This is a genomic window from Denitromonas iodatirespirans (genome assembly GCF_018524365.1).
Lineage (GTDB): Bacteria > Pseudomonadota > Gammaproteobacteria > Burkholderiales > Rhodocyclaceae > Nitrogeniibacter > Nitrogeniibacter iodatirespirans.
The window spans coordinates 22033-43223 of record NZ_JAEKFT010000031.1 but is presented as its reverse complement, the minus strand read 5'-3'; the positions used below and the strand labels follow the sequence as shown (position 1 = coordinate 43223).

The 21191-nt window shown below is 67.4% G+C and carries 19 protein-coding genes; 13 read left to right on the top strand and 6 right to left on the bottom strand.

Annotation, left to right across the window (positions count from 1 at the left end; all coding sequences use genetic code 11):
* Positions 1-155 precede the first annotated feature (155 nt).
* Positions 156-668 carry a Spy/CpxP family protein refolding chaperone gene (locus I8J34_RS20235; protein WP_214363448.1) on the bottom strand — a complete coding sequence of 171 codons (513 nt, stop codon included), beginning with the start codon at positions 666-668 and terminating at the stop codon, positions 156-158.
* 192 nt (positions 669-860) lie between these two features.
* Between I8J34_RS20235 and I8J34_RS20230 the strand changes: the two genes are divergently transcribed.
* Both I8J34_RS20230 and I8J34_RS20225 read left to right on the top strand, forming a co-directional pair.
* Positions 861-1550 carry a response regulator transcription factor gene (locus I8J34_RS20230; protein ID WP_214363447.1) on the top strand — a complete coding sequence of 230 codons (690 nt, stop codon included), beginning with the start codon at positions 861-863 and terminating at the stop codon, positions 1548-1550.
* Between the two features lie 5 nt (positions 1551-1555).
* Positions 1556-2863: an ATP-binding protein gene (locus I8J34_RS20225; protein WP_214363446.1), complete on the top strand. Its 1308-nt coding sequence runs from the start codon at positions 1556-1558 to the stop codon at positions 2861-2863.
* On the opposite strand, the gene I8J34_RS20220 is transcribed toward I8J34_RS20225, so the two are convergent.
* Positions 2839-3468, bottom strand: coding sequence for a DUF2238 domain-containing protein (locus tag I8J34_RS20220; RefSeq protein WP_214363445.1), 630 nt, complete (start codon positions 3466-3468; stop codon positions 2839-2841). The genes I8J34_RS20225 and I8J34_RS20220 overlap by 25 nt on opposite strands.
* Before the next feature lie 104 nt (positions 3469-3572).
* Here I8J34_RS20220 and I8J34_RS20215 point away from each other — a divergent pair, with 104 nt between their 5' ends.
* Both I8J34_RS20215 and I8J34_RS20210 read left to right on the top strand, forming a co-directional pair.
* Entirely contained in the window at positions 3573-4208 is a 636-nt protein-coding gene (locus I8J34_RS20215; protein ID WP_214363444.1) for a LysE family translocator, read from the top strand.
* A gap of 5 nt (positions 4209-4213) precedes the next feature.
* Entirely contained in the window at positions 4214-6028 is a 1815-nt protein-coding gene (locus tag I8J34_RS20210) for an ABCB family ABC transporter ATP-binding protein/permease (RefSeq protein WP_214363443.1), read from the top strand.
* 275 nt (positions 6029-6303) lie between these two features.
* Here the strand turns inward: I8J34_RS20210 and xdp1 are convergent, their stop codons facing one another.
* Together xdp1 and prsT are read right to left on the bottom strand one after the other, a co-directional pair.
* Positions 6304-7095: an exosortase-dependent surface protein XDP1 gene (gene xdp1, locus I8J34_RS20205; RefSeq protein ID WP_214363442.1), complete on the bottom strand. Its 792-nt coding sequence runs from the start codon at positions 7093-7095 to the stop codon at positions 6304-6306.
* Positions 7096-7233: 138 nt separating this feature from the next.
* Positions 7234-10041: an XrtA/PEP-CTERM system TPR-repeat protein PrsT gene (prsT, locus tag I8J34_RS20200; RefSeq protein WP_214363441.1), complete on the bottom strand. Its 2808-nt coding sequence runs from the start codon at positions 10039-10041 to the stop codon at positions 7234-7236.
* A 193-nt stretch (positions 10042-10234) separates the two neighbouring features.
* Between prsT and I8J34_RS20195 the strand changes: the two genes are divergently transcribed.
* The 3 genes from I8J34_RS20195 (at position 10235) to I8J34_RS20185 (ending at position 13933) form a co-directional block, all read left to right on the top strand.
* Positions 10235-11980 (top strand): cation:proton antiporter domain-containing protein, encoded by a 1746-nt coding sequence (locus tag I8J34_RS20195; protein WP_214363440.1) that lies wholly within the window; start codon positions 10235-10237, stop codon positions 11978-11980.
* 91 nt (positions 11981-12071) lie between these two features.
* Positions 12072-12968, top strand: coding sequence for a glutamate/aspartate ABC transporter substrate-binding protein (locus I8J34_RS20190; RefSeq protein ID WP_230411931.1), 897 nt, complete (start codon positions 12072-12074; stop codon positions 12966-12968).
* A 5-nt stretch (positions 12969-12973) separates the two neighbouring features.
* A complete protein-coding gene (locus tag I8J34_RS20185) occupies positions 12974-13933 on the top strand; it encodes an asparaginase (RefSeq protein ID WP_214363439.1) in 960 nt (319 codons plus the stop codon).
* 49 nt (positions 13934-13982) lie between these two features.
* Here I8J34_RS20185 and I8J34_RS20180 read toward each other — a convergent pair whose 3' ends face one another.
* Together I8J34_RS20180 and cysB are read right to left on the bottom strand one after the other, a co-directional pair.
* Positions 13983-15140, bottom strand: a complete 1158-nt coding sequence (locus I8J34_RS20180) for a PEP-CTERM sorting domain-containing protein (protein WP_214363438.1) — start codon at positions 15138-15140, stop codon at positions 13983-13985.
* 137 nt (positions 15141-15277) lie between these two features.
* On the bottom strand, positions 15278-16219 hold the full coding sequence (cysB, locus tag I8J34_RS20175) for an HTH-type transcriptional regulator CysB (RefSeq protein ID WP_214363437.1): 942 nt from the start codon (positions 16217-16219) through the stop codon (positions 15278-15280).
* A gap of 130 nt (positions 16220-16349) precedes the next feature.
* On the opposite strand from cysB, the gene I8J34_RS20170 reads away from it, so the two are divergent.
* The 6 genes from I8J34_RS20170 to cysD are packed head-to-tail and all read left to right on the top strand — an operon-like array spanning position 16350 to position 21175.
* A complete protein-coding gene (locus I8J34_RS20170; protein ID WP_214363436.1) occupies positions 16350-17129 on the top strand; it encodes a sulfite exporter TauE/SafE family protein in 780 nt (259 codons plus the stop codon).
* Between the two features lie 9 nt (positions 17130-17138).
* A complete protein-coding gene (locus I8J34_RS20165) occupies positions 17139-18824 on the top strand; it encodes a nitrite/sulfite reductase (protein WP_214363435.1) in 1686 nt (561 codons plus the stop codon).
* Positions 18817-19341 carry a DUF934 domain-containing protein gene (locus I8J34_RS20160; RefSeq protein WP_214363434.1) on the top strand — a complete coding sequence of 175 codons (525 nt, stop codon included), beginning with the start codon at positions 18817-18819 and terminating at the stop codon, positions 19339-19341. Before I8J34_RS20165 ends, I8J34_RS20160 begins: the two co-directional genes overlap by 8 nt.
* Positions 19338-20105 carry a phosphoadenylyl-sulfate reductase gene (locus I8J34_RS20155; protein ID WP_214363433.1) on the top strand — a complete coding sequence of 256 codons (768 nt, stop codon included), beginning with the start codon at positions 19338-19340 and terminating at the stop codon, positions 20103-20105. Before I8J34_RS20160 ends, I8J34_RS20155 begins: the two co-directional genes overlap by 4 nt.
* 24 nt (positions 20106-20129) lie before the next feature.
* Entirely contained in the window at positions 20130-20252 is a 123-nt protein-coding gene (locus I8J34_RS24865) for a hypothetical protein (protein WP_255553134.1), read from the top strand.
* An 8-nt stretch (positions 20253-20260) separates the two neighbouring features.
* Positions 20261-21175: a sulfate adenylyltransferase subunit CysD gene (gene cysD, locus I8J34_RS20150; RefSeq protein ID WP_214363432.1), complete on the top strand. Its 915-nt coding sequence runs from the start codon at positions 20261-20263 to the stop codon at positions 21173-21175.
* Positions 21176-21191: the final 16 nt, after the last annotated feature.

Sequence of the window (21191 nt, the reverse complement as noted above, 5' to 3'; positions counted from 1 at the left end):
TGTTTTCTAGGCGCCTGCCTGAAAAAGATCAACTGCAGACGCCCTCTAAGCAACTGATGCAACGCAGCAATTTCCGCGCAGCGCCACGTTCGACGCCAGTGTAGACGCAAAAAAGGGGCGCTTGCGCGCCCCCGCAATTACCCGATGAGAGTAAATCAGGTATCGGCCGATCGGTCGCCGCGCATCATGCCCTGGCGCATGTCGCCACGGCGCTCGGCACGGGCGGCCCGACGGCTCTTGAGCTGCTCGCGCTGCTCGGCGGTCAGCACCTGGTAGACCGCGTGCTGGTTGGCCAGGCGCAGCTGCGTCATGGCGGCCATGGCGGCGGCCTGCTGCTCGGTCAGCGCCTTGACCTTGGCCGCATCGTAGGCGTCCGACATGGCGGCATCGCGCAGTTGCCCACGCAGCTCGCGCATCACCTTCACCTGATCGCGCATCTTCGGCATCTGGGCATGCTTGAGTTCGAAGATCTGGTCGCGCTGGGCCTCGGTCAGGTCCAGCCCGCGCAACATGCGCATGCCGCCCTTGTCGTAGCCCATGCCGGCGCCGCCGTGCATGTCGCCGCGGCAGCCACCCATGCCGGGGCCCGCCTGTGCGGCGAGGGGAACGGCCAGCGCCACGCTGCTGGCGAGCAGAAAGGCAAACAGGGTCGATTTGCGTACAGTCATGATCATCTCCTTGATGGGTATCGTCTCTCCGGCCCGGGCACCCTGCCCTCGACCGACAGCTGCAGTGTCCGGCCTGCGCCGGTAAAGCACGGTTAGGGACGGGTAAAGACGCGTAAAGCGGCGTAAAGGCCGTCGCCGGGCGCCGCCTGCGCCGTATCATTGCCGCGTGTTCGAAGAAATCGTGGAGTCGACATGACGCGCGTGCTGCTGGTCGATGACGACCAGGAATTGTCCGCCATGCTCAAGGAGTACCTGGCCCAGGAGGGCTTCGAGGCCACTCCCGTGGCGGACGGCGAGACCGGTGTGGCCGAAGCGCTCAGCGGCCGCTACGCCATTGCCGTACTGGATGTAATGATGCCGCGCCTCAACGGCGTCGAGGCGCTGCGCCGGATCCGCCAGGAAAGCCGCCTGCCGGTGCTGATGCTGACCGCGCGCGGCGACGACGTGGACCGCATCGTCGGCCTGGAGCTCGGCGCCGACGACTATGTGCCCAAACCTTGCAGCCCGCGCGAGCTGGTGGCCCGCCTGCGCGCCATTTTGCGCCGCACCGATACCACCGACGGCGCGGCGGCGAATGGCGACGCGCTGGTCGTCGGCCCCTTGCACCTGTGGCCGGCGCGACGCGAAGCGCGCTGGGCCGACACCCCGCTGGCGCTGACCAGCACCGAATTTTCGCTGCTCGAAGTGCTGGTCAGCCATGCCGGCCAGGTGGTGAGCAAGGCCACCTTGTCGGAAAAGGCGTTGGGGCGCCCGCTGGCACGCTTCGACCGCAGCGTGGACGTGCATGTCAGCAGCCTGCGCCACAAGCTGGCGCCGCGCGACGACGGTCGCTCGTGGATCCAGACCGTGCGCGGTCAGGGCTACCAGTTCGTGCGGGAGTGAGCCGGATGGGCCGCCTGTTCTGGAAATCCTTCCTCGCCCTGTGGCTGACCCTGATGCTGTCGGTGGTCGCGGTCGGCACGGCCGTGTGGCTCTACCGCGGGGCCGACGACGACGAGGCGCGCCGCGAGGTGGCCACCTTCCGGGCCAATTTGTCGCTCGACACGGTCGAGTCGGTACTGCAGCACGGCGGCGCGCCGGCCGCCCGCCAATTCCTGATGCGACGCGCGCATCGCGGCACCGAGGTGCTGGTGGTCGACCGGCAGGGCCGCGAGTTGCTCGATCGCCCGCTGCCGCCCTCGCGCCCGGACAACGTCCGGCAGATCCAGACCGTCGATGGCGAGGTGTTCGAGATCTTCGCGCCCCTGCGCCTCCCCCCGCATGGCTTCTCCGGCCGGCGGCCAGCGCCGTCGCCCTGGCTGCCGGTATCCACCATCCTGCTCGCCAGCGTGGCGTTCAGCGCCCTGCTTGCCGGCTATGTGGCCAAGCCGATCCGCCACTTGAAACGCGCCTTCGATGCCGCTGCCGGTGGCCAGCTCGACACCCGCGTGGCCCCACTGATGGGTGGCCGGCGAGACGAAATCGCCGACCTGGGTCACGACTTCGATCGCATGGCGGCCCGCTTGCAGGCGCAGATCACGGCCCAGCGGCGGCTGCTGCACGATGTCTCCCACGAGCTGCGCTCGCCGCTGGCCCGCATGCAGGCCGCCATCGGCCTTGGGCGCCAGGGCGGCGGCAACCAGGAGGTGATGCTAGAGCGCATCGAGCGCGAATCGGCGCGGCTGGATACCCTGGTCGGCGAGTTGCTGACGCTGTCGCGCCTCGAGGCCGGCGCGGGCGGTCGGGACGAGCAGCTCGAACTGGTCGAGCTGATCGCGGCCATCGCCGACGATGCACGTTTCGAGGCCGAGGCCGGCGGCCGGGGGCTGGACTTCAGCGGCACGGGCGAATGGTGGAGTTGGGGCCAGGCCGAACTGATCCACCGCGCCTTCGAGAACGTGATCCGCAATGCGGTCAAATACACGGCGCCGGGTACCCAGGTCGAGGTCTGCGTGACACCGTCGGCCGGGCAGCTGCTCGTCACCGTCGCCGACCGCGGCCCGGGCGTGCCGGCCGACGAGCTGGAAAGCATCTTCGAGCCCTTCCATCGCAGTCATGGCGGCAACGAGGCGCCCGGCTTCGGCCTCGGGCTGGCCATCGCCCGGCGCGCACTGGCCGCCCACGGCGGCCAGATCCACGCCCGGCTGCGCGACGGCGGCGGTCTGCTCATGGAGATGCGCCTGCCGCTGCGTCAGCGCCCCTCGGCAGCGGCCTGAGCGGCCAACCTGCGGTCGTGCCAGCGGCCCAGCAGCAACTGCGCGAGCGCGGCGCCGAGCAAGGCCAAGGCCATGTCCGACTGGGTGTCCCACACATCGCCCTGGGTGCCGAGAAAATCCTCGGCCTGCCCGCCCATGACGACCGCCGCCAGCCATTCGATCAGCTCGTAGGCGGCCGAAATCGCCAGGCAGATGCAGCACACCAGAAAGAACAGCCAGCGCGGCCGGCGCAACACCTGCAGCCGGATCAACAGTTCGCGCGCGATCATGGCCGGCACGAAACCCTGCACGAAATGGCCGATGCGATCATAGGGGTTGCGCGCCAGATCGAAGGCCTCCTGCAACCAGAAGCCCAGCGGCACCCGCGCATAGGTGTAGGTGGCGCCGAGGATCAGCACCAGCGCATGCAGCGCGATCAATGCCAGCACCAGGCGGCTGAGCGGGAAACGGCGGTGGGTCGCCAGCAGCACCGGCAAGGCGATCAGCACCGGCAAGACCTCCATCCACCAGGTCAGCCGGTCATGCGGCGCGATGCCTGAGGCCGCCAGCGCCAGCAAGACGCCGGCCACCAGGGTCCATTCGAAAGTTTCGCTCCGATGCGCCATCCGGTCCGCTCCCGTCGCCACGCCCGATGGCACGGTAGCATGCATGACGCCGGCCCGGCAGCCCGGTACACTGGCCGATCTTCGGCCACCACGAGCTTCGCGCCATGCCCAGCCCCGATACCCTCCTCGCCTTCCTTGGCATCGCCCTGATCATCACCTTCGCCCCCGGCCCCGACAACCTGATGGTGCTCGGCCAGAGCCTGGCCCGCGGCCGCATGGCCGGCTTCGGCATTGCCGTGGGCTGTGCGCTGGGCTGTTTCACCCATGTGCTGTGGGCCACGCTCGGGGTCAGCGCCGCACTGGCCGCCTCGCCGGCGGCCTTCACCGCGCTCAAGCTGGCGGGCGCCGCCTACCTGGCCTGGCTCGGCCTGCAGGCGATCCGCAGCAGCGGCCAACTGGCCGTCGACGCCCAGACCGCAGCACCCCGCCCGTGGCGCAAGGATGTCGGCCGCGGCTTCATCGCCAACGCCATCAACCCGAAAGTCGGTCTGTTCTTCCTCGCCTTCATGCCGCAATTCGTGCATGCCGAGGCCGGCAGCTCCACGCTGCAGATGCTGGTGCTCGGCCTGGTGTTCATGATGCAGACGGTGGTGGTCTTCGGCACCGTGGCCTATCTGGCCGGCAGCATCGGTCGGCTGCTGCAGCGCCGCCCCGGCGTGGCCCCCTGGCTCGACCGCGTGGCCGGCGTCATTTTCATCGGCCTGGCGCTGCGCCTGGTGCTCGACGACACCCAAGGCTGAGCCGCATGCGACGACATTCGCAGGGCGCCCTGCCGGCGCCGGCCACCGGCGAGCGTCACGACCTGAAGACCATCAAGACGCTGATCCCCTACCTGTGGAGCTACAAGGGCCGGGTGTTCTTCGCGCTGGCCTGTCTGCTCGGCGCCAAGGTGGCCAACGTGGGCGTGCCGATCGTCTTCAAGCACATGGTCGATGCCATGACGATCACCCCGCAGCAGGCCTTGATCGTGGTGCCCGCCGCGCTGGTGGTGGCCTACGGCGTGCTGCGCTTCATGACCTCGATGCTCACCGAGCTGCGCGAGCTGATCTTCGCCCGCGTGACGCAGCAGGCGGTGCGCAACATCTCGCTGCAGGTGTTTCGCCACCTGCATGCGCTGTCGCTGCGCTTTCACCTGGAGCGCCAGACCGGCGGGCTGACCCGCGACATCGAGCGCGGCACCCGCTCGATCGGCTCGCTGATCAGCTACACGCTTTACAGCATCCTGCCGACGCTGGTCGAGGTCGGGCTGGTGATCGGCATCCTCTATGTGAACTACGATGCGATCTTCTCGATCATCACCGCCATCGCGCTCACGCTGTACATCGTCTTCACGGTCAAGATCACCAACTGGCGCACCGCCCTGCGACGCAAGGCGAACGAGCTCGATTCGGCCGCCAATGCCCGCGCCATCGACAGCCTGCTCAACTTCGAGACGGTCAAGTATTTCAACAACGAGGAATTCGAAGCGCGCCGCTACGACGAGCAGCTGCATCAATGGGCCGACGCGCAGATCAAGAACCAGCTGTCGCTGTCGGGGCTGAACATCGGCCAGGCGGCGATCATCGCCGTTGCCGTCACCACCATGTTGTGGCTGGCCTCCGTCCGCGTCGTCGAGGGCAGCATGACGATCGGCGACATCGTGCTGGTCAACGCCTATATGCTGCAGCTTTACATCCCGCTCAACTTCCTCGGCGTGATCTACCGCGAGATCCGCCAGGCGCTGACCGACATCGAGCGCATGTTCGGCCTGCTCGGCCAGCCGCGCGAGATCGCCGACAAGCCCGATGCCGGCAGCCTCTCGGCCGACAACGCCACGGTGCGCTTCGAGCATGTCAGCTTCGCCTACGATCCGGCGCGCCCGATCCTCTTCGATGTGGACTTCGAGATCCCGGCCGGCAAGACGGTGGCCGTGGTCGGCCACTCCGGCTCGGGCAAATCGACCATCGCCCGCTTGCTGTTCCGCTTCTACGACGTAACCGGCGGACGCATCACGGTCAATGGCATCGACATCCGCGACTTGCAGCAAGACAGCCTGCGTCAGGCGATCGGCATCGTGCCGCAGGACACCGTGCTGTTCAACGACACCTTGCGCTACAACATCCAGTATGGTCGCCCCGAGGCGGCAGACGGCCTGATCGACCATGCCGCCGCGGCCGCCCAGCTCACCGACTTCATCGGCCGCCTGCCCGACGGCTACGAGGCCCGGGTCGGCGAGCGCGGCCTCAAACTCTCCGGCGGCGAGAAACAACGTGTGGCCATCGCCCGTGCGCTGCTCAAGGACCCGGCGATCCTGATCTTCGACGAGGCCACCTCGGTGCTCGACTCACGCACCGAAAAGGCCATCCAGGCGCAGATCGATCTGGCCGCCCGCGGCCGCACCGCGCTGATCATCGCCCACCGCCTGTCGACCATCGCCCATGCCGACGAAATCCTGGTGCTCGACCAGGGCCACATCGTCGAGCGCGGTCGCCATCACAGTCTGCTGGCAGCCAACGGCGCCTACGCGCAGATGTGGCGCCTGCAGCAGCAGGAAGCGGACGAGTCCGGCCCGCGCGCGTAGGGAGCCGGCCCCGCGGACCTCGCGCCGCCCCGCCGACCCTCGCAGCACGCGAGGCGGCCGGCACGGGCAAAGCCCGCCTGCGCTGTCGCATCGCCCTTCCGCTCCGCACCAGAGCCATTGCCGCGCCATCCCTGCCAAGCCAGGCAATGCGCTCACGAAAGCCCCACCGTGCGCGCACGGCGTGCAAGACGGATCATTGAGGCCGATTTTCCTGGCCCATGAAACAAAGACGGCGCCCGAGGGCGCCGTTCAAAGGACGGAGTTGAATCGCCAGATTACTTACGACGGCGACGCAGTCCGATGACACCGAGCAGGCCCAGACCTGCCAGCGCCAAGGAACCAGGTTCCGGCACACCGGTGCCCGGCGTACCACCACATACACCCCCATTGGCGCCACCCGATGCGGTGCAGATCGAGCCCTTCACGGCATAGAGCTTGGCGTAGTCCTTGCCCATCGCCCAGTTTGCGTTGCCGCTGTCGAAGGTCGGGTTGAAGGCGCCCACCAGCCAGTAGGAGGAATACACCGACGAGCCGGTCGAGGCCAGACCAGTGCCCGGGTTCGACAGGCTGGCGATGTTCACCCAGCCGCCCGACACCATGTCGGCGTAGGTGGTGCCGGCCAGGGTCGGGGTGCCGGCGCCGATATAGGCCAGCACGGACAGATCGGAGTCGTTGCTGTACCAGCCGTTCTGGACCGCGGTCAGATTCACGGCCTGGCTGAAGGACAGGAGCACCGAGTCGTAACGATCGTCGTTGTCGATGGCGTGTTCCGGATTGGTGCCTTCTCCCGGGTCTTGCCCGTTGTCGGCGTCGCGGTTGCCAACGCCAAGGCCGCCGGTATAGGAGCCGAGATAGGCGTTTTCCAGCAAGGTGTTGGACGAGCCGCCGGTGTTGGCCCAGGCCGTGGCCTGCACCTGTACGCCGTCGCTCGAATAGGTGCGCACGTTCCCGTAGGTGTTGCTGCTGTTGCTGCCCCCGGCAAAAGTCCATGCCGTTGCAGCCATCGCCGGCATGGCGATCATCAGCCCTGCGGCGATCAGCGCCTGCCTCCAGATCGTTTTCTTCATCTCATTCTCCCTGCTGGATACTGTGGTCGAAGCTTTCAAAGCAATCCACATGCCACTTTAAATATCCATTATTAATCAACCGCTTGAAAATCAGCCAGCGACGATTCAAAAAAAAGCGTCAGATTTCCCGACAGTGCCTCAGCGGCCGATCTTGCCGCGCAACTGCCGCGCCGCGTCGGCGCCGGCGAACGCGACATTTCCGTCCAGCGCGGCGTCCAGCTCCTGTTTGGCTTCGGCCGTGCGCCCGCTCCGGTGCAGGGCTTCGGCGAGGTGGTAGCGGATCTCTGGATTCTGCGGTGCGCGCAATCGCGCGTCGCGCAACAGGCCGAGCGCGCCCTCGGTATCGCCGGTCTGCAGCTTGATCCAGCCAAGGGTGTCGGTCACCAGCGGATCCTGCGGTGCCAGCGCGCGGGCCTTTTCTGCCTGGGTGATGGCCGCCGGATCCTTGAGTGCCAGCAGCACCAGCGCATAGTTGTTGAGCAAGTCGATGTTGGCGCCGTTGCCGGCCAGCAGGACTTCGTAGTGGCGGCGCGCCTCGCGCCAGCTGCCCCGCTGCATGAGCAACTCCGCCAGGGCACGGCGCACGTCGCCGCTGGGCGCCCGCTTGAGCTCATTTTGCAAGACCTCGATCGCGCCGCCCGGATCCTTGCCGACGAATTGCGCCCGCGCCAGCGCGAGCGCGCTTTGCGAGCCCGGCCAACGCTGATAGACGCGCCGCGAGGCCTCGACGGCGCGAGTCACATCGCCGCTCGCCAAGGCGATCGCCGCCTCGTGGGTGGCCACGGCGCTGCCCTCCGGCTCGACCTTGCGCAAGTCGGACAACGCCGCTCGCGCGGCCGCGAGATCGGCGCGGGCCAGCGCCACATCGACCGCCAGCGACAGCGCCGGCGGGTAGTCCTTCACGGCGGTCAGTGCTTTCTGGATGTTGTAGGCGGCATCGTCGGGATAGCCCGCCTCCAGTTGCAGCTGACCGATGCGGATCTGTGCGTCGGGGTCAAACTCGGCCAAACGCGTCATATCCCGAAAGGTCTGGCGGGCAGCCGTGGCGTCGCCGGCGGCCAAGTAGGCCTGGCCGAGCACCGCCTGCACCCGCAAATTGCCGGGGTGGCGCAGCCCGACTTCCTTGGCGGCCGTCAGCGCCACGGCCGGCTGGCGCGTGGCGGACAGCAACTCGACCAGCGCCAGCGCCGCCCGGGGGTCGTCCGGCTGTTTGGCGGCGGCCTTGCGCAGCCAGTCGATGGCGCTGGCCAGGTCACCCTGGCGTCGCGCCAGCAAGCCGAGTTCGTACATCACCCGCTCGTCGTCCTTGCGGATGTCGACCACGGCCATCAGACGCCGACGCGCCATGTCGGGCTTGCCTTCTTCCGCATCCACCCGCGCCAGATTGAGCGAGGCCGGCACGAAGGCCGGATCGCGCTGCAAGACCTGTTCGTAGGCAGCACGGGCGCCGGCGACATCGCCATTGGCGGCACGGATCGCACCGAGCAGATTGAGCGCCGACAAATCGTCCGGGCGCTGCTTGACCAGCGCCTCGGCCACGGCCATGGCCTTGTCGGCCTCGCCCCGGCGCATGTACAGCGAGGTCAGCACCATGCCCACCGCGCCGTCGCGCGGATTGGTGGCGAACGCCTTTTCGAGGCTGGCGATGCCGGCGTCGGCCTGGCCGCCGCCAAGCAGGCTGTAGCCCAGCGCGGCCTGCACCTGGGCATCGCCCTGCATGGCCTCGGCCGCCCGTTCGAGGTAGTGGGTCGCGCGCGAGTAGCGCTTGCTCACCAGATGCGCCCGCCCCATCAGCAACAGTGCCTGGGGGTCGTCCGGGCGCACCCTCAGCACCGGCTCGACGGTGGTCAGCGTCCGTGCGCTGTCGCCCTCGTCGATGTAAATACTGGCGAGCAACTTGCGCGCGCCCAGATTTCTCGGGTAGCGCGAGATCAGGCCGTCGAGCAGGCCCTTGGCTTTCTCGCGGGCCCCCAGGCCGTGATGCGACAGCGCGCCCAACATCAACAACTGTTCGCGGGCATTGACGTATTCGGGCGGCAGCGTATCGACGATACGCGCCACTTCGCTGAGCGATTTCTGCACCGTGTCGGCATCGCCGCGCCGCCCGGCCAGCACCGCCCGCAGATAGGCCGAGCGGGGTTCCGAGCGGGCATGCTCGGCCAGATAGTCGAGGTCCTTGGCGGCTTCGGCGTCCCGCTTGACGTCCACCAACAAGGACGCGCGTCCTACCCGGGCGTCGATATGCGCCGGTTCCAGCTGCAGCGCGCGGCTGTAGTCGGCCAGGGCGCCGTCCAGGTCGCCCTGGACATGACGCAACGAAGCGCTGAGGTTCCACGCCCGGGCGTCCTTCGGCGCCAGCGCGACCGCTCGTGCAACCGCATCGCGCGCGGCGGTCATTTCTCCGCGCTGGAGCAGGAAGGGCACCCAAGACAAGTAGGGGCGCAGCGCAGACGGATCGGCCGCGATGGCCGCCTCGAAGGCACGGCTGGCCGCTTTGCCATCGCCTTCGTCGGCCAGCGCCGAGGCGCGCAGCGTCAGCACTTCGATGCGGGCGGCACCACTCAGCCCGTCGGGTTGGATGTCGCGCAGCAGGTCTTTGGTGCGCCCCAGCGCCATCAGCAGCTGCCCGCGCGGCACGGCGACTTCCGTCGGACTGACGCCCAGTTTGAGTGCTTCGTTGAAGGCCGCCTCGGCCGCCGGCAACTCGGTCTGCTCGAGCAGGGCCCGGCCGAGCAGCAGATGGGCGGACAGCATCTTGGGGTTCTGCTGCAGCGCGTTCTTGAGCTGGATGACGGCACCGGCCATGTCGCCCTTCTCGAAGCGCGACAGACCGTCTTCGTAGAAGGCGGCTGCCTTGCCGGCGTCGGCCAGCGCAGGCAGGGAAACGGCGAAGGCCAGGATGGCGAACGCGCGACGCAGGCGCACCGCGCAAGAGGCGTTTGTCATACGGCCCCCAGAGTGTGGTCGGAAGAATGTGTCATTGCGCGAGTATAGAGGGGCGGCTCGCGGGAACACTGTGACATCTTTTGGCAGCGGGACAGATCCATTGCGGGAGCGCGCCGGACGGCATCGCCGAGGCCCAGTCGGGGCGGGGATTTCCGGTAGACTGCCGGCAGAGCGTCGAGGAGCCCGTCCACTCATGTCTGCCCACGAAGGCTTGCCGCATCTGCGCGAGCTGATTCTTTTTTTGTGCCTGTCGGGCGTGCTGATCCCGCTGCTTCAGCGGCGCAGCATCAACCCGGTGCTGGGGTTTCTGGCGATGGGCACGCTGGTCGGCCCCTACGGCCTGGGCCGGCTGGTCGAGCAATGGCCCTGGCTCTCGCACCTGACCTTCGCCCGTGTCGAAGACGTGTCGGTGTTTGCCGAACTGGGCGTCATCTTCCTGATGTTCATGATCGGCCTGGAAATGTCGGTGGATCGCCTGTGGGCGCTGCGGCGCTGGGTGTTTGGCGTGGGCGCGCTGCAGGTGGGCCTGTCGGCGGTGATCATCGGCGGGCTGGCCCATGCCTTCGGCAACCCGGCCGAAGCCTCGGTGATCCTTGGCCTGGTGCTGGCTTTCTCTTCCACCGCGGTGGTGATGCAGCTGCTCACCCTGCGCCGCGACCTCGGCACGCCGCTCGGCCAGGCGAGCTTCTCGGTGCTGCTGTTCCAGGATCTGGCGGTGGTGCCGCTGCTGGTGCTGGTCGGCCTGCTCGGCCAGCATGGCGACGGCAGCTTTGCGCTGCAGATGGGGCAGGCCGCCATGAAAGGCGTAGTCACCATCGGCGCCATCTATCTGGTCGGCCGACGCCTGGTGCAGCCGGTGTTCCACCATCTGGCGGCCAACCAGCAGTCCGACACCTTCATGGCGCTGACGCTGCTGGTCTCGCTCGGCGTGGCGGCGCTGACCTGGGCGGCCGGGCTGTCGATGGCGATGGGTGCGCTGCTGGCCGGGCTGATCATTGCCGAGACCGAATTCCGCCACGCGGTCGAAGTCACCATCGAGCCGTTCAAGGGCTTGCTGATGGGCTTGTTCTTCATGTCAGTGGGCATGGGCATCGACCTGGCGGAGCTGATCAGCCGGCCGCTGTGGCTGCCGCTGTCGGTGATCGGCCTGGTGCTGATCAAGGGCGCGGTCATCGCCGTGCTGTTCCGCGGCTTCGGCCTGTCGACCGGCCGCGCGGTCGAGGGCGGGCTGCTGCTCGGCGCGGGCGGGGAGTTCGCCTTCATCGTCATCGGCATGGCCCTGAGCTACGAGCTGCTGCCGCGCGACGTGGCGCAGTTCATGCTGCTGGTGGTCGGGCTGAGCATGCTGGCCACGCCGCTGATCGCCCGCATCGGCCAGGCCGTCGGCAACGCCATCGACCGGCGCAGCGGCCAGCGGGCCGATGCCACCCAGGTGAGCGATGTCGACACCTTGCACAACCATGTCATCTTGGCCGGCTACGGCCGGGTCGGCCAGCTGGTGGGCGAGCTGCTGACCGACCTGGGCGTGGCCTACTGCGCCATCGAGAGCGACCCGGCACTGGTGGCCCGCTACCGGGCGCGCGGCCTGCCGGTGGTGTTCGGCGATGCCAGCAATCCGGAGATGCTGCGCCGGCTGCACCTGGACCGCGCCGGCGCCGTGATCCTGACCATGGACCAGACCGCCCCGGCCATCCATGCCGTGCACGGCCTGCGCAAGATCGCGCCCGACATCCATGTGCTGGCGCGCGCGCGCGACGAAAAGCATGCACTGGCGTTGCGCAAGGCGGGCGCCAATGTGGTGATCCCCGAAACCCTCGAATCCAGCCTGCAGCTGGCCGCCGGTGCACTGGCCCAGCTCGGCGTGCCGGACGAGGCGGCGCGCATGCTGCTCGACCGCGCCCGCGACAACCGCACCCATCCGCTGCGCAACCATTCATGACATTTGCGCGCCCCAACAGCCCACTGACGCGGTCGTCAGCGCGAGCGACTCAAGGCACAATACCGTCTTTGCCCGCCAGCAAGAGCGCTCCGTGATCCGACAAGGCCTGATCCTCCTCGCCATCCTCGTCGCCCTCGCCTCGGGCGTATCTGCCGCACCCGAGGCCAGCAGCACCCTCACGGCGATCCGCGAACACGGCGCCATCCGCCTCGGCCACCGGCTCTCCTCGGTCCCCTTTTCCTATCTCGACGAGAACGGCCAGGTGGTCGGTTACTCGCACGATCTGGCGATGAAGATCGTCGAGGCCATCCGCCAGCGCCTGGGCCAGTCCGACCTGCCGGTGGAGCTGGTGCCGATCACCTCGGGCAACCGTTTCCGGCTGATCACCAAGGGCGAGATCGATTTCGAATGCGGCTCGACCACCCACAACACCACCCGCGCCCGGCTGGTGAGCTTCTCCAACACCATTTTCATCATCGGCACCCGCCTGCTCACCCGACGCGATTCGGGGATTGCCGATTTCAACGACCTGGGCGGCAAGCGCGTCATCACCACCGCCGCCACCACCTCCGAACGCCTGCTGCGGCAGATGAAGGAAGATCGCCGGATCGACCTGACCCTGATCACCGCGCGCGACCATGGCGAGAGCTTTCTCACCCTGGCCACCGGCCGGGCCGACGCCTTCATGCTCGACGACGCCCTGCTCTACGGCGAACGGGCCAAGGCATCGCAGCCGGACGACTGGATCGTCACCGGCACGCCGCGCTCCTTCGAAGCCTACGGCTGCATGATGCGCAAGGACGATCCGGCGATGAAGCAACTGGTCGACGACACCCTCACCCGGCTGATGACCTCCGGCGAGGCCGAGCGCATCTACCGGCGCTGGTTCATGCAGCCGATCCCCCCCAAGCAGCTGAACCTCAACTTCCCGCTCTCCGACAGCATGCGTGCGCTGTTCCAAGAGCCCAACGACAAGCCCTTCCAGTGACCGCCATGGCGCCCCGACTGACCCTGCTCAGCACCGGCGGCACCATCGCCGGCCGGGCCGCCAGCGCCGCCGACACCACCGGCTACACCGCAGGCGCGCTCGACCCGGCCGCGCTGATCGCCGCGGTGCCGGGGCTCGACACCCTCGCCATGCTCAGTTGCGAGGCCGTCTTCGCCATCGACAGCAAGGACATGACGCCGGCCCGCTGGCTGACGCTGCTGCGCACCGTGCGGCAGCATCTGGCGCGCGCCGACTGCGATGGCGTGGTCATCACCCACGGCACCGACACGCTGGAGGAAACCGCCTTCTTCCTGCACCTGTGCCTGCCACCCGGCAAGCCGGTGGTGCTGACCGCCGCCATGCGACCGGCCACCGCCCTGTCGGCGGACGGGCCGATGAATCTCTACCAGGCGGTGGCCGTGGCGGCCGATCCGGCGGCGCACGGCAAAGGCGTGCTGGTGGTCATGAACGACACCATCTTTGCCGGTGCCACGGTGGTCAAGAGGCACACCGGCGCCCTCGACGCCATCACCGCGCCAGACGTCGGCCCGCTCGGCCATGCCCTGCCGGTGCGTTTCGTCGCCACCCCCGTCGACGACACCGCCGGCCGGGTGCCGGCCGATGCCCTCGCCGCGCTGGACGATCTGCCGCGGGTCGACATCCTGCATGTCGCCGCCGGCAGCGATCCGGATCTGCTCGCCGGCGCCGCCGACCGGCACTGCGCCGGCGTCGTCCTGGCCCTGCCGGGCAATGGCAGCCTGCCCGCCGCCTGGGTCGACGCCGCCCGGCAGGCGCAGGCGGCCGGCGTCCGGGTGCTGCGCGCCTCACGCACGCCGGCCGGCGCCGTCAGCCCCGCCGCCGATGCCGACGCCGCCCTTCCCGGCAGCGGCCGCCTGAACCCGGTCAAGGCGCGGATCGCCCTGATGCTCGAACAGGCCACCGGCATCGCCTGCCTGACCCCCTGAATGCAAACAGGGGCCGCCAGGCCCCTGTTCGGGATATCGCCACAACCGTTCAGCAGCGTACGGCCCGACGGCGGCTCCAGCCAGCGGCCCACAGACCGAACCCGAGCAGCATCAGCATCCCCGGCTCCGGCATCTGCGTCACATCCATGACCTGACCGGCCAGTAGATACACATCGCCAAAGCCCCCGCCTTCGCAGTTGGTGGTCATGCCACCGTTGGCCTCGTCGGACAGGTAGCCGATGCCCGGCTGGAAGTTGCCCCCCGGCGTGCCGCCGAAGCAACCGAACAGGATGCGCGCGGAGATCACGTCGTAGCCGGCTGCGGAGAAGGCGAGCAGGTTCTCGTTCAGCTCCGGGATGAAGGCGAAGATCTCGGTACTGCTGGTCGACTGGGCATTGTTGATGGCCGTCTCATAGCCGGCCGGACACTGCCCGCCCGAGATCGGCAGGATCGGCAGAATATTGTCGTCATCCAGGCAGGTCACACCGTTGACCGTCGCAAAGTCGGTGGAGGCGGGCTGGCTGGCGAAGGTCTTGGGCGTCGTGAACATGATGTTCGATTGCCCGGTCGGCGAGCGGATCTCGAAATTCATGTCGGTGTTCAGACCATCCAGGTCGCGCACCGTGATCAGGGCCCAGTAGTCGAGCGAGGTGGTGGTGTTCTGTGGCTGGTTGTAGTCGAAGCCGATCATCAACTCGCGCCGCTGGCCGTTGATGGTCAGCGCATCGAGCAGCCAGTTCACGCCCACGTCCCAGGTGCCCACGTTGTCGCCCGCGACCAAGCCGTTGTTGTCCGGATCGTTCATGTTGCCGGCGGTGACGGTGGTGCCGTCGGACTTGCCGGTGGCCATGAAGTCGTCGTTGGTGACATCGTTGGTCTTGAAGCCGTTCTCGACTTCCGAGGGCGGGGCCGGATTGATATCGCTGTTGTCCTGGGCGCCGCCACCGGCACCGACAACGATGTATGAGTCCAGCGCGCCCTGCGGCGTGGGCAACACGTAGCCGCCATTGGCCACGGTGGTCGTGGGCGCCAGGCCGTCGAGATAGTTCAGCAGCGGCGCCGAACAGCTGATGGCGTCGCCAATCGTGAGACAGGCGGCCGAGGTCTTGTCGATGACCGCATCGTAGGTCCCCACCGGCGCAGCCACCGCGGCTTGCGTCATCCACAGGGCGCCCGTCAGCGCGCTTGCTAGTATCCCGGTTCTCATGGCCATCGCTCCCTCGCAAATTGCTGACTAGTTCAAAGCACAAATCGAGCCACGGCCACAAGAACAGCGCAAACCATTGAATTAAAACAACAAATCAGACATCATTTTCCGCTCGCAGTAAAATAATGCGACTCTCATTACAGGCCGGGATCGGTGCCGCCACCGGCCCGTGCAGCGTCCACCACGGACCGGTTCAGCGCCGGCGCGAACAGCTCCACGAAGGCATAGATGTAGCCACGCAGCCAGACATTGCGGCGGATGCCGATGCGCGTGGTGCTCGATTCGAATAGATGGGCCGCATCGCTCATCCCCAATCCCTTGTCCATCGACGGGTCGAAGGCCATCGCGGCGACGATGCCGATACCCAAGCCCATGCGCACATAGGTCTTAATCACATCCGAGTCGATGGCGGTGAGCACCACGCTGGGTTTGAGGCCGCGCCCCAGAAAGGCCTTGTTCATCTGGCCACGGCCGGTGAAGGCCGAGTCGTAGGTGATGATCGGCCAGCGGGCGATCTCTTCGAGCGTGAGCGGCTTGGCCTTGAGGATGGGGTGATCCACCGGTGCCACCACGCAGCGGTTCCACTGGTAGCAGGGCAGCATCACCAGGTCGTCGTATTCGGCGATGGCCTCGGTGGCGATGACCAGGTCGGCCTCGCCCGACAGCACCATGTCGCACACCTGGCGCGGGCTGCCCTGGTGCAGCTCCAGGCGCACCTTGGGATAGCGCCGGGTGAATTCGGCGATCACCTTGGGCAGCTTGTAGCGCGCCTGGGTATGGGTGGTGGCGATCGACAGGCGCCCCTGGCCCTCGTTGCGGAACTCCTCGCCGACACGATGCAGATTGTCGACATCGGCCAGCACCCGGCGGGCAATGGCCAGCACCTCGCGGCCCGGCTCGGTGACGTCGACGATGCGCTTGCCGTGGCGCACGAAGACGGCCACCCCCAGTTCCTCCTCCAGCGCGCGGATCTGCTTGGACACGCCGGGCTGGGAGGTGAACAGGGCTTCGGCCGCGTCGGACACGTTCAGCCCGTTGCGATCGACCTCGACGATATAGCGCAGTTGCTGGAAGTTCATCCTCACTCTCCCGGATCCGCCGGTCGGCGCAGTCCAAATAACTTTTGATTATTAAAGATTAACTCATCCCCCCTGTTGTGATCTATTCGCCCCCATTACGATGCAATGCAACATCCACAGGTGGAATGACATGGACTTCGCGTACACGATTGCCGGGTTTGTCGTCGGTGCCGTCGTCGGCCTGACTGGCGTCGGCGGCGGGTCGCTGATGACGCCGCTGCTGGTCTTGATGTTCGGCATCCACCCCTCGGTGGCGGTCGGGACCGACCTGCTCTACGCCGCCATCACCAAGGCCGGCGGCACGCTGGCGCACAGCCTGAAAGGCTCGGTCGACTGGCAGATCACCCGCCGCCTGGCCAGTGGCAGCATTCCGGCCGCGCTCGTCACCTTGTGGGCGGTGCATCGCTACGCGCCGGGCGGCATGGACGGCGCCACCCATGTCATCACCTTCGCGCTAGGCGTGGCCCTGGTGCTGACCGCCATCGCCATCGTGTTCCGCACCCGCATCCAGGCCTTCTCGACGCGCGTGATGGGCACGACACCGAAGCCGGTGCGCACCCGCAACCTGACCATCCTGACCGGTGCGGTGCTGGGCGTGCTGGTGTCGATTTCCTCCGTCGGCGCCGGGGCGCTTGGGGTCACCGCCCTGTTCTTTCTGTATCCTGCGCTGCCCGCCCTGCGCATCGTCGGTTCCGACATCGCTCACGCGGTGCCGCTCACCGCGGTGGCCGGCATGGGGCACTGGGCCCTGGGCACGGTGGACTGGGCCCTGCTGGGCAGCCTGCTTGTCGGCTCCCTGCCGGGTATCTGGCTGGGCAGCCATGTGTCGGCGCGGGTCCCCGACCGCGTTCTGCGTCCGATCCTGGCCAGCACCCTGGTGCTGGTGGGCGCGAAAATGATTACTCACTGAGAGAGAAATATGTATCGCTACGACGCTTACGACCAGAAGCTGGTGGATGAACGGGTTATCCAGTTCGCCAACCAGACCGAGCGCTATCTCGCCGGCGAACTGAGCGAAGACGAGTACCGTCCGCTGCGCCTGCAAAACGGCGTCTACATCCAGAAGCATGCGCCGATGCTGCGCATCGCCGTGCCCTATGGCAACCTGCGCTCCGATCAGGTGCGCAAGCTGGCGCACATCGCCCGCACCTACGACAAGGGCTACGGCCACTTCAGCACGCGCCAGAACATGCAGTTCAACTGGCCGAAACTGGAGACCATCCCGACCATTCTGGGCGAGCTGGCCACGGTGCAGATGCATGCCATCCAGACCTCCGGCAACTGCATTCGCAACGTCACCTCCGACCCCTTCGCCGGCGTCGCTGCCGACGAGGCCATCGACCCGCGCCCGTGGTGCGAGATCCTGCGCCAGTGGAGCACCTTCCACCCCGAGTTCGCCTTCCTGCCGCGCAAGTTCAAGATCGCGGTCAACGGCGCGAAAGACGACCGCGCCGTGATCCGCGCCCACGACATCGGGCTGGAACTGGTCAAGAACGATGCCGGCGAGCTGGGCTTTCGCGTGTTTGCCGGCGGTGGCCTGGGCCGCACGCCGATCATCGGCCAGGAGATCAGCCCCTTCGTGGCCTGGCCGCACCTGCTCACCTATTGCGAGGCCATCCTGCGTGTCTACAACCGCTTCGGCCGTCGCGACAACATGTACAAGGCGCGGATCAAGATCCTGGTCAAGGCGCTGGGCGTCGAGGCCTTCCGCGAGCAGGTCGAGAGCGAGTGGGCACACCTCAAGGACGGGCCGGCGACGCTGACCCAGGCTGAGGTGGACCGCATCGCCACCTGTTTCGTCGATCCGGCCTATGCCGACCTGCCCGCCACCGACGCCGGCTACAGCGCCGCCCTGGCCGAGAACAAGCCCTTTGCCGCCTGGGCCAAGCGCAATGTGCGCGCCCACAAGCGGCCGGGCTATGCCAGCGTGGTGCTGTCGCTCAAAAAAACCGGCATCGCCCCGGGTGACATCACCGACGTGCAGCTCGACACCGTGGCCGACTTCGCCGACCGCTTCAGCTTCGGCGAAGTGCGCGTCACCCATGAGCAGAACGTGGTGCTCGCCGACGTGCGCCAGTCCGATCTCTTCGAACTGTGGCAGGCGGCGCGCGACGCCGGACTGGCCACGCCGAACATCGGCCTGCTCACCGACATCATCTGCTGCCCGGGCGGCGATTTCTGCAACCTGGCCAACGCCAAGTCGATCCCCATCGCCGAATCGGTGCAGCGCCGCTTCGACGACCTCGACTACCTGCACGATATCGGCGAGATCGAGCTCAACATCTCCGGCTGCATGAACGCCTGTGGTCACCACCATGTGGGCCACATCGGCATTCTCGGCGTGGATAAGAACAACGAGGAGTGGTACCAGATCACCATCGGTGGCCGTCAGGGCAACGACGCCGGCCTCGGCAAAGTGATCGGCCCGTCCTTCGCGGCGGCCGACGTGCCCGACGTGATCGAGACCCTCATCGAAACCTACATCGCCCACCGCCACGAGGACGAGCTGTTCATCGACACCGTTCATCGCATCGGGGTCGAGCCGTTCAAGCAAGCGGTGTACGGCGACAAGACGCCGGCACAAAGGAAGGTGGCCAATGGCTAAGCTCATCAAGAACCAACAGATCATCGACGACGCCTGGCAGGTGATGGCGCTCGAGGCCGACACCGATCCGGCCGGCGTCGCCGTGCCCGCCGGCCAGTGGATCGTGCCGCTCGCCGTGTGGCAGGCGCAACCCGCACTGGCGGCGCGCGGCGATGTGGCGCCTTTGCTCGACGGCGCCGACGACCCGGCCGCACTCGCCGACCAGCTCGCCGCGTTGCCACTGGTGGCGGTGAACTTCCCCAAGTTCGTCGATGGCCGCGGCTACTCCATCGCCACCTTGCTGCGCAGCCGCTACGGCTACACCGGCGAGCTGCGCGCGGTGGGCGACGTGCTGCGCGACCAGTTCAACGCCTACTTCCGCTGCGGCTTCGACGCCCTGTCGCCGGCCGCCGGCAAATACACCGACGCCCAGCTCGCGGCGGCGCTGGCCAGCCTGGCTGACTTCACCGAGCCCTACCAGGCCTCGATCGCGCACCGCGATCCGCTGTTCCGTCGCCATCAACGGGTATTGCCATGAGCGCCGTCTCCCCCCTGCGCCGCCCGGTCGAGAACCCGGCCACCCGTCCCGAGCTGACCGAGGCGCTGCGCGCCGAGGTCGCCGCCCGCGCCGAAGAGGCCCTGGCCTTTCTGAAGGCAGCGGTCGCCGAGTTCGGCACCGAAGGCCAGCTGACCTTCGCCAACAGCTTCGGCGCCGAAGACATGGTGCTGACCGACCTGATCCTGCGCCACAAGCTGCCGATCGAGATCTTCTCGCTCGACACCGGCCGCCTACCGGCCGAGACCTACACCCTGATGGGCGAGGTCGAGTCGCGCTACGACACCAAGCTCAAGGTCTTCTTCCCGGACACCGCGGCGGTCGAGCACTATGTGCGCACCGAGGGCATCAACGCCTTCTACGACTCGATGGACCTGCGCAAGCGCTGCTGCCATATCCGCAAGGTCGAACCGCTGCAGCGTGCGCTGGCCGGTAAAAAGGCCTGGATCACCGGCCTGCGCGCCGCCCAGGCGGCAACGCGCACCAACCTGCCGACCCGCGAGTTCGACGCCGGCAACGGGCTGGAAAAACTCAACCCGCTGGCCGCCTGGTCGGAGGCCGACGTGTGGGCCTACATCCGCCTGCACGAGGTGCCCTACAACGCCCTGCACGACCAGTTCTACCCCAGCATCGGCTGCGCGCCCTGTACCCGCGCCGTCGCCATCGGCGAGGACATCCGCGCCGGCCGCTGGTGGTGGGAAGACCCCACCGCCAAGGAATGCGGCCTGCATGTCAAGAAATCCTGAGCCCGTTCACAGGAGGATGACCCCATGCCCAAGGTCCACCATCTGCCGCCCTCGCTGAGCCATTCTCTTCTGCAGCGCCTCGCCGCGCTGCGCGCCGGCCTGCGCGCGGCGATCCGCGCCCTGCTGGCCCGAAACACGCATCGCTGAGACTCATCATGACCACGCTCACCCAACAGACGCTCACCCATCTCGACTGGCTCGAAGCGGAAGCCATCCACATCATGCGCGAGGTGGCCGGCCAGTGCAGCAGCCCCGTGTTGCTGTTCTCCGGCGGCAAGGACTCGGTATGCATGCTGCGCATCGCCGAAAAGGCTTTCCGCCCGGGGCGCTTCCCCTTCCCGCTGATGCACATCGACACCGGCCACAACTATCCGGAAGTCATCGCCTTCCGCGACAAGCGCGCCGCCGAGCTGGGCGAACGCCTGATCGTGCGCTCGCTCGAAGACTCGATGGCGCGCGGCAGCATCGTGCTCAAGCATCCGCTCGAATCGCGCAACAAGCACCAGTCGGTGACCCTGCTCGAAGCCATCGAGGAATTCGGCTTCGACGCCTGCATCGGCGGCGCGCGGCGCGACGAGGAAAAAGCGCGCGCCAAGGAGCGCATCATGAGCTTCCGCGACGAGTTCGGTCAGTGGGACCCGAAGAACCAGCGCCCCGAGCTGTGGAACCTCTACAACGCGCGCAGCCACAAGGGCGAGAACATCCGCGCCTTCCCGATCAGCAACTGGACCGAGCTCGACGTGTGGCAGTACATCCAGCGCGAACAGCTCGAGCTGCCGTCGATCTACTTCGCCCACACCCGCCCCGTGGTGCGCAAGGGCGAGCTGCTGATGCCGGTCACCGACCTGACTCCGGCCAAGCCCGGCGACACGATCGAAGAGGTGATGGTGCGCTTCCGCACCGTCGGCGACGTGAGTTGCACCGCGCCGGTCGAGTCGGACGCCGACACCGTGGACAAGATCCTCGCCGAGACGGCCACCACCACCATCACCGAACGCGGCGCCACGCGCATGGACGATCAGACCTCCGAAGCGTCCATGGAGCAGCGCAAGAAGGAAGGCTATTTCTGAGGGGCGGTGATGGGTG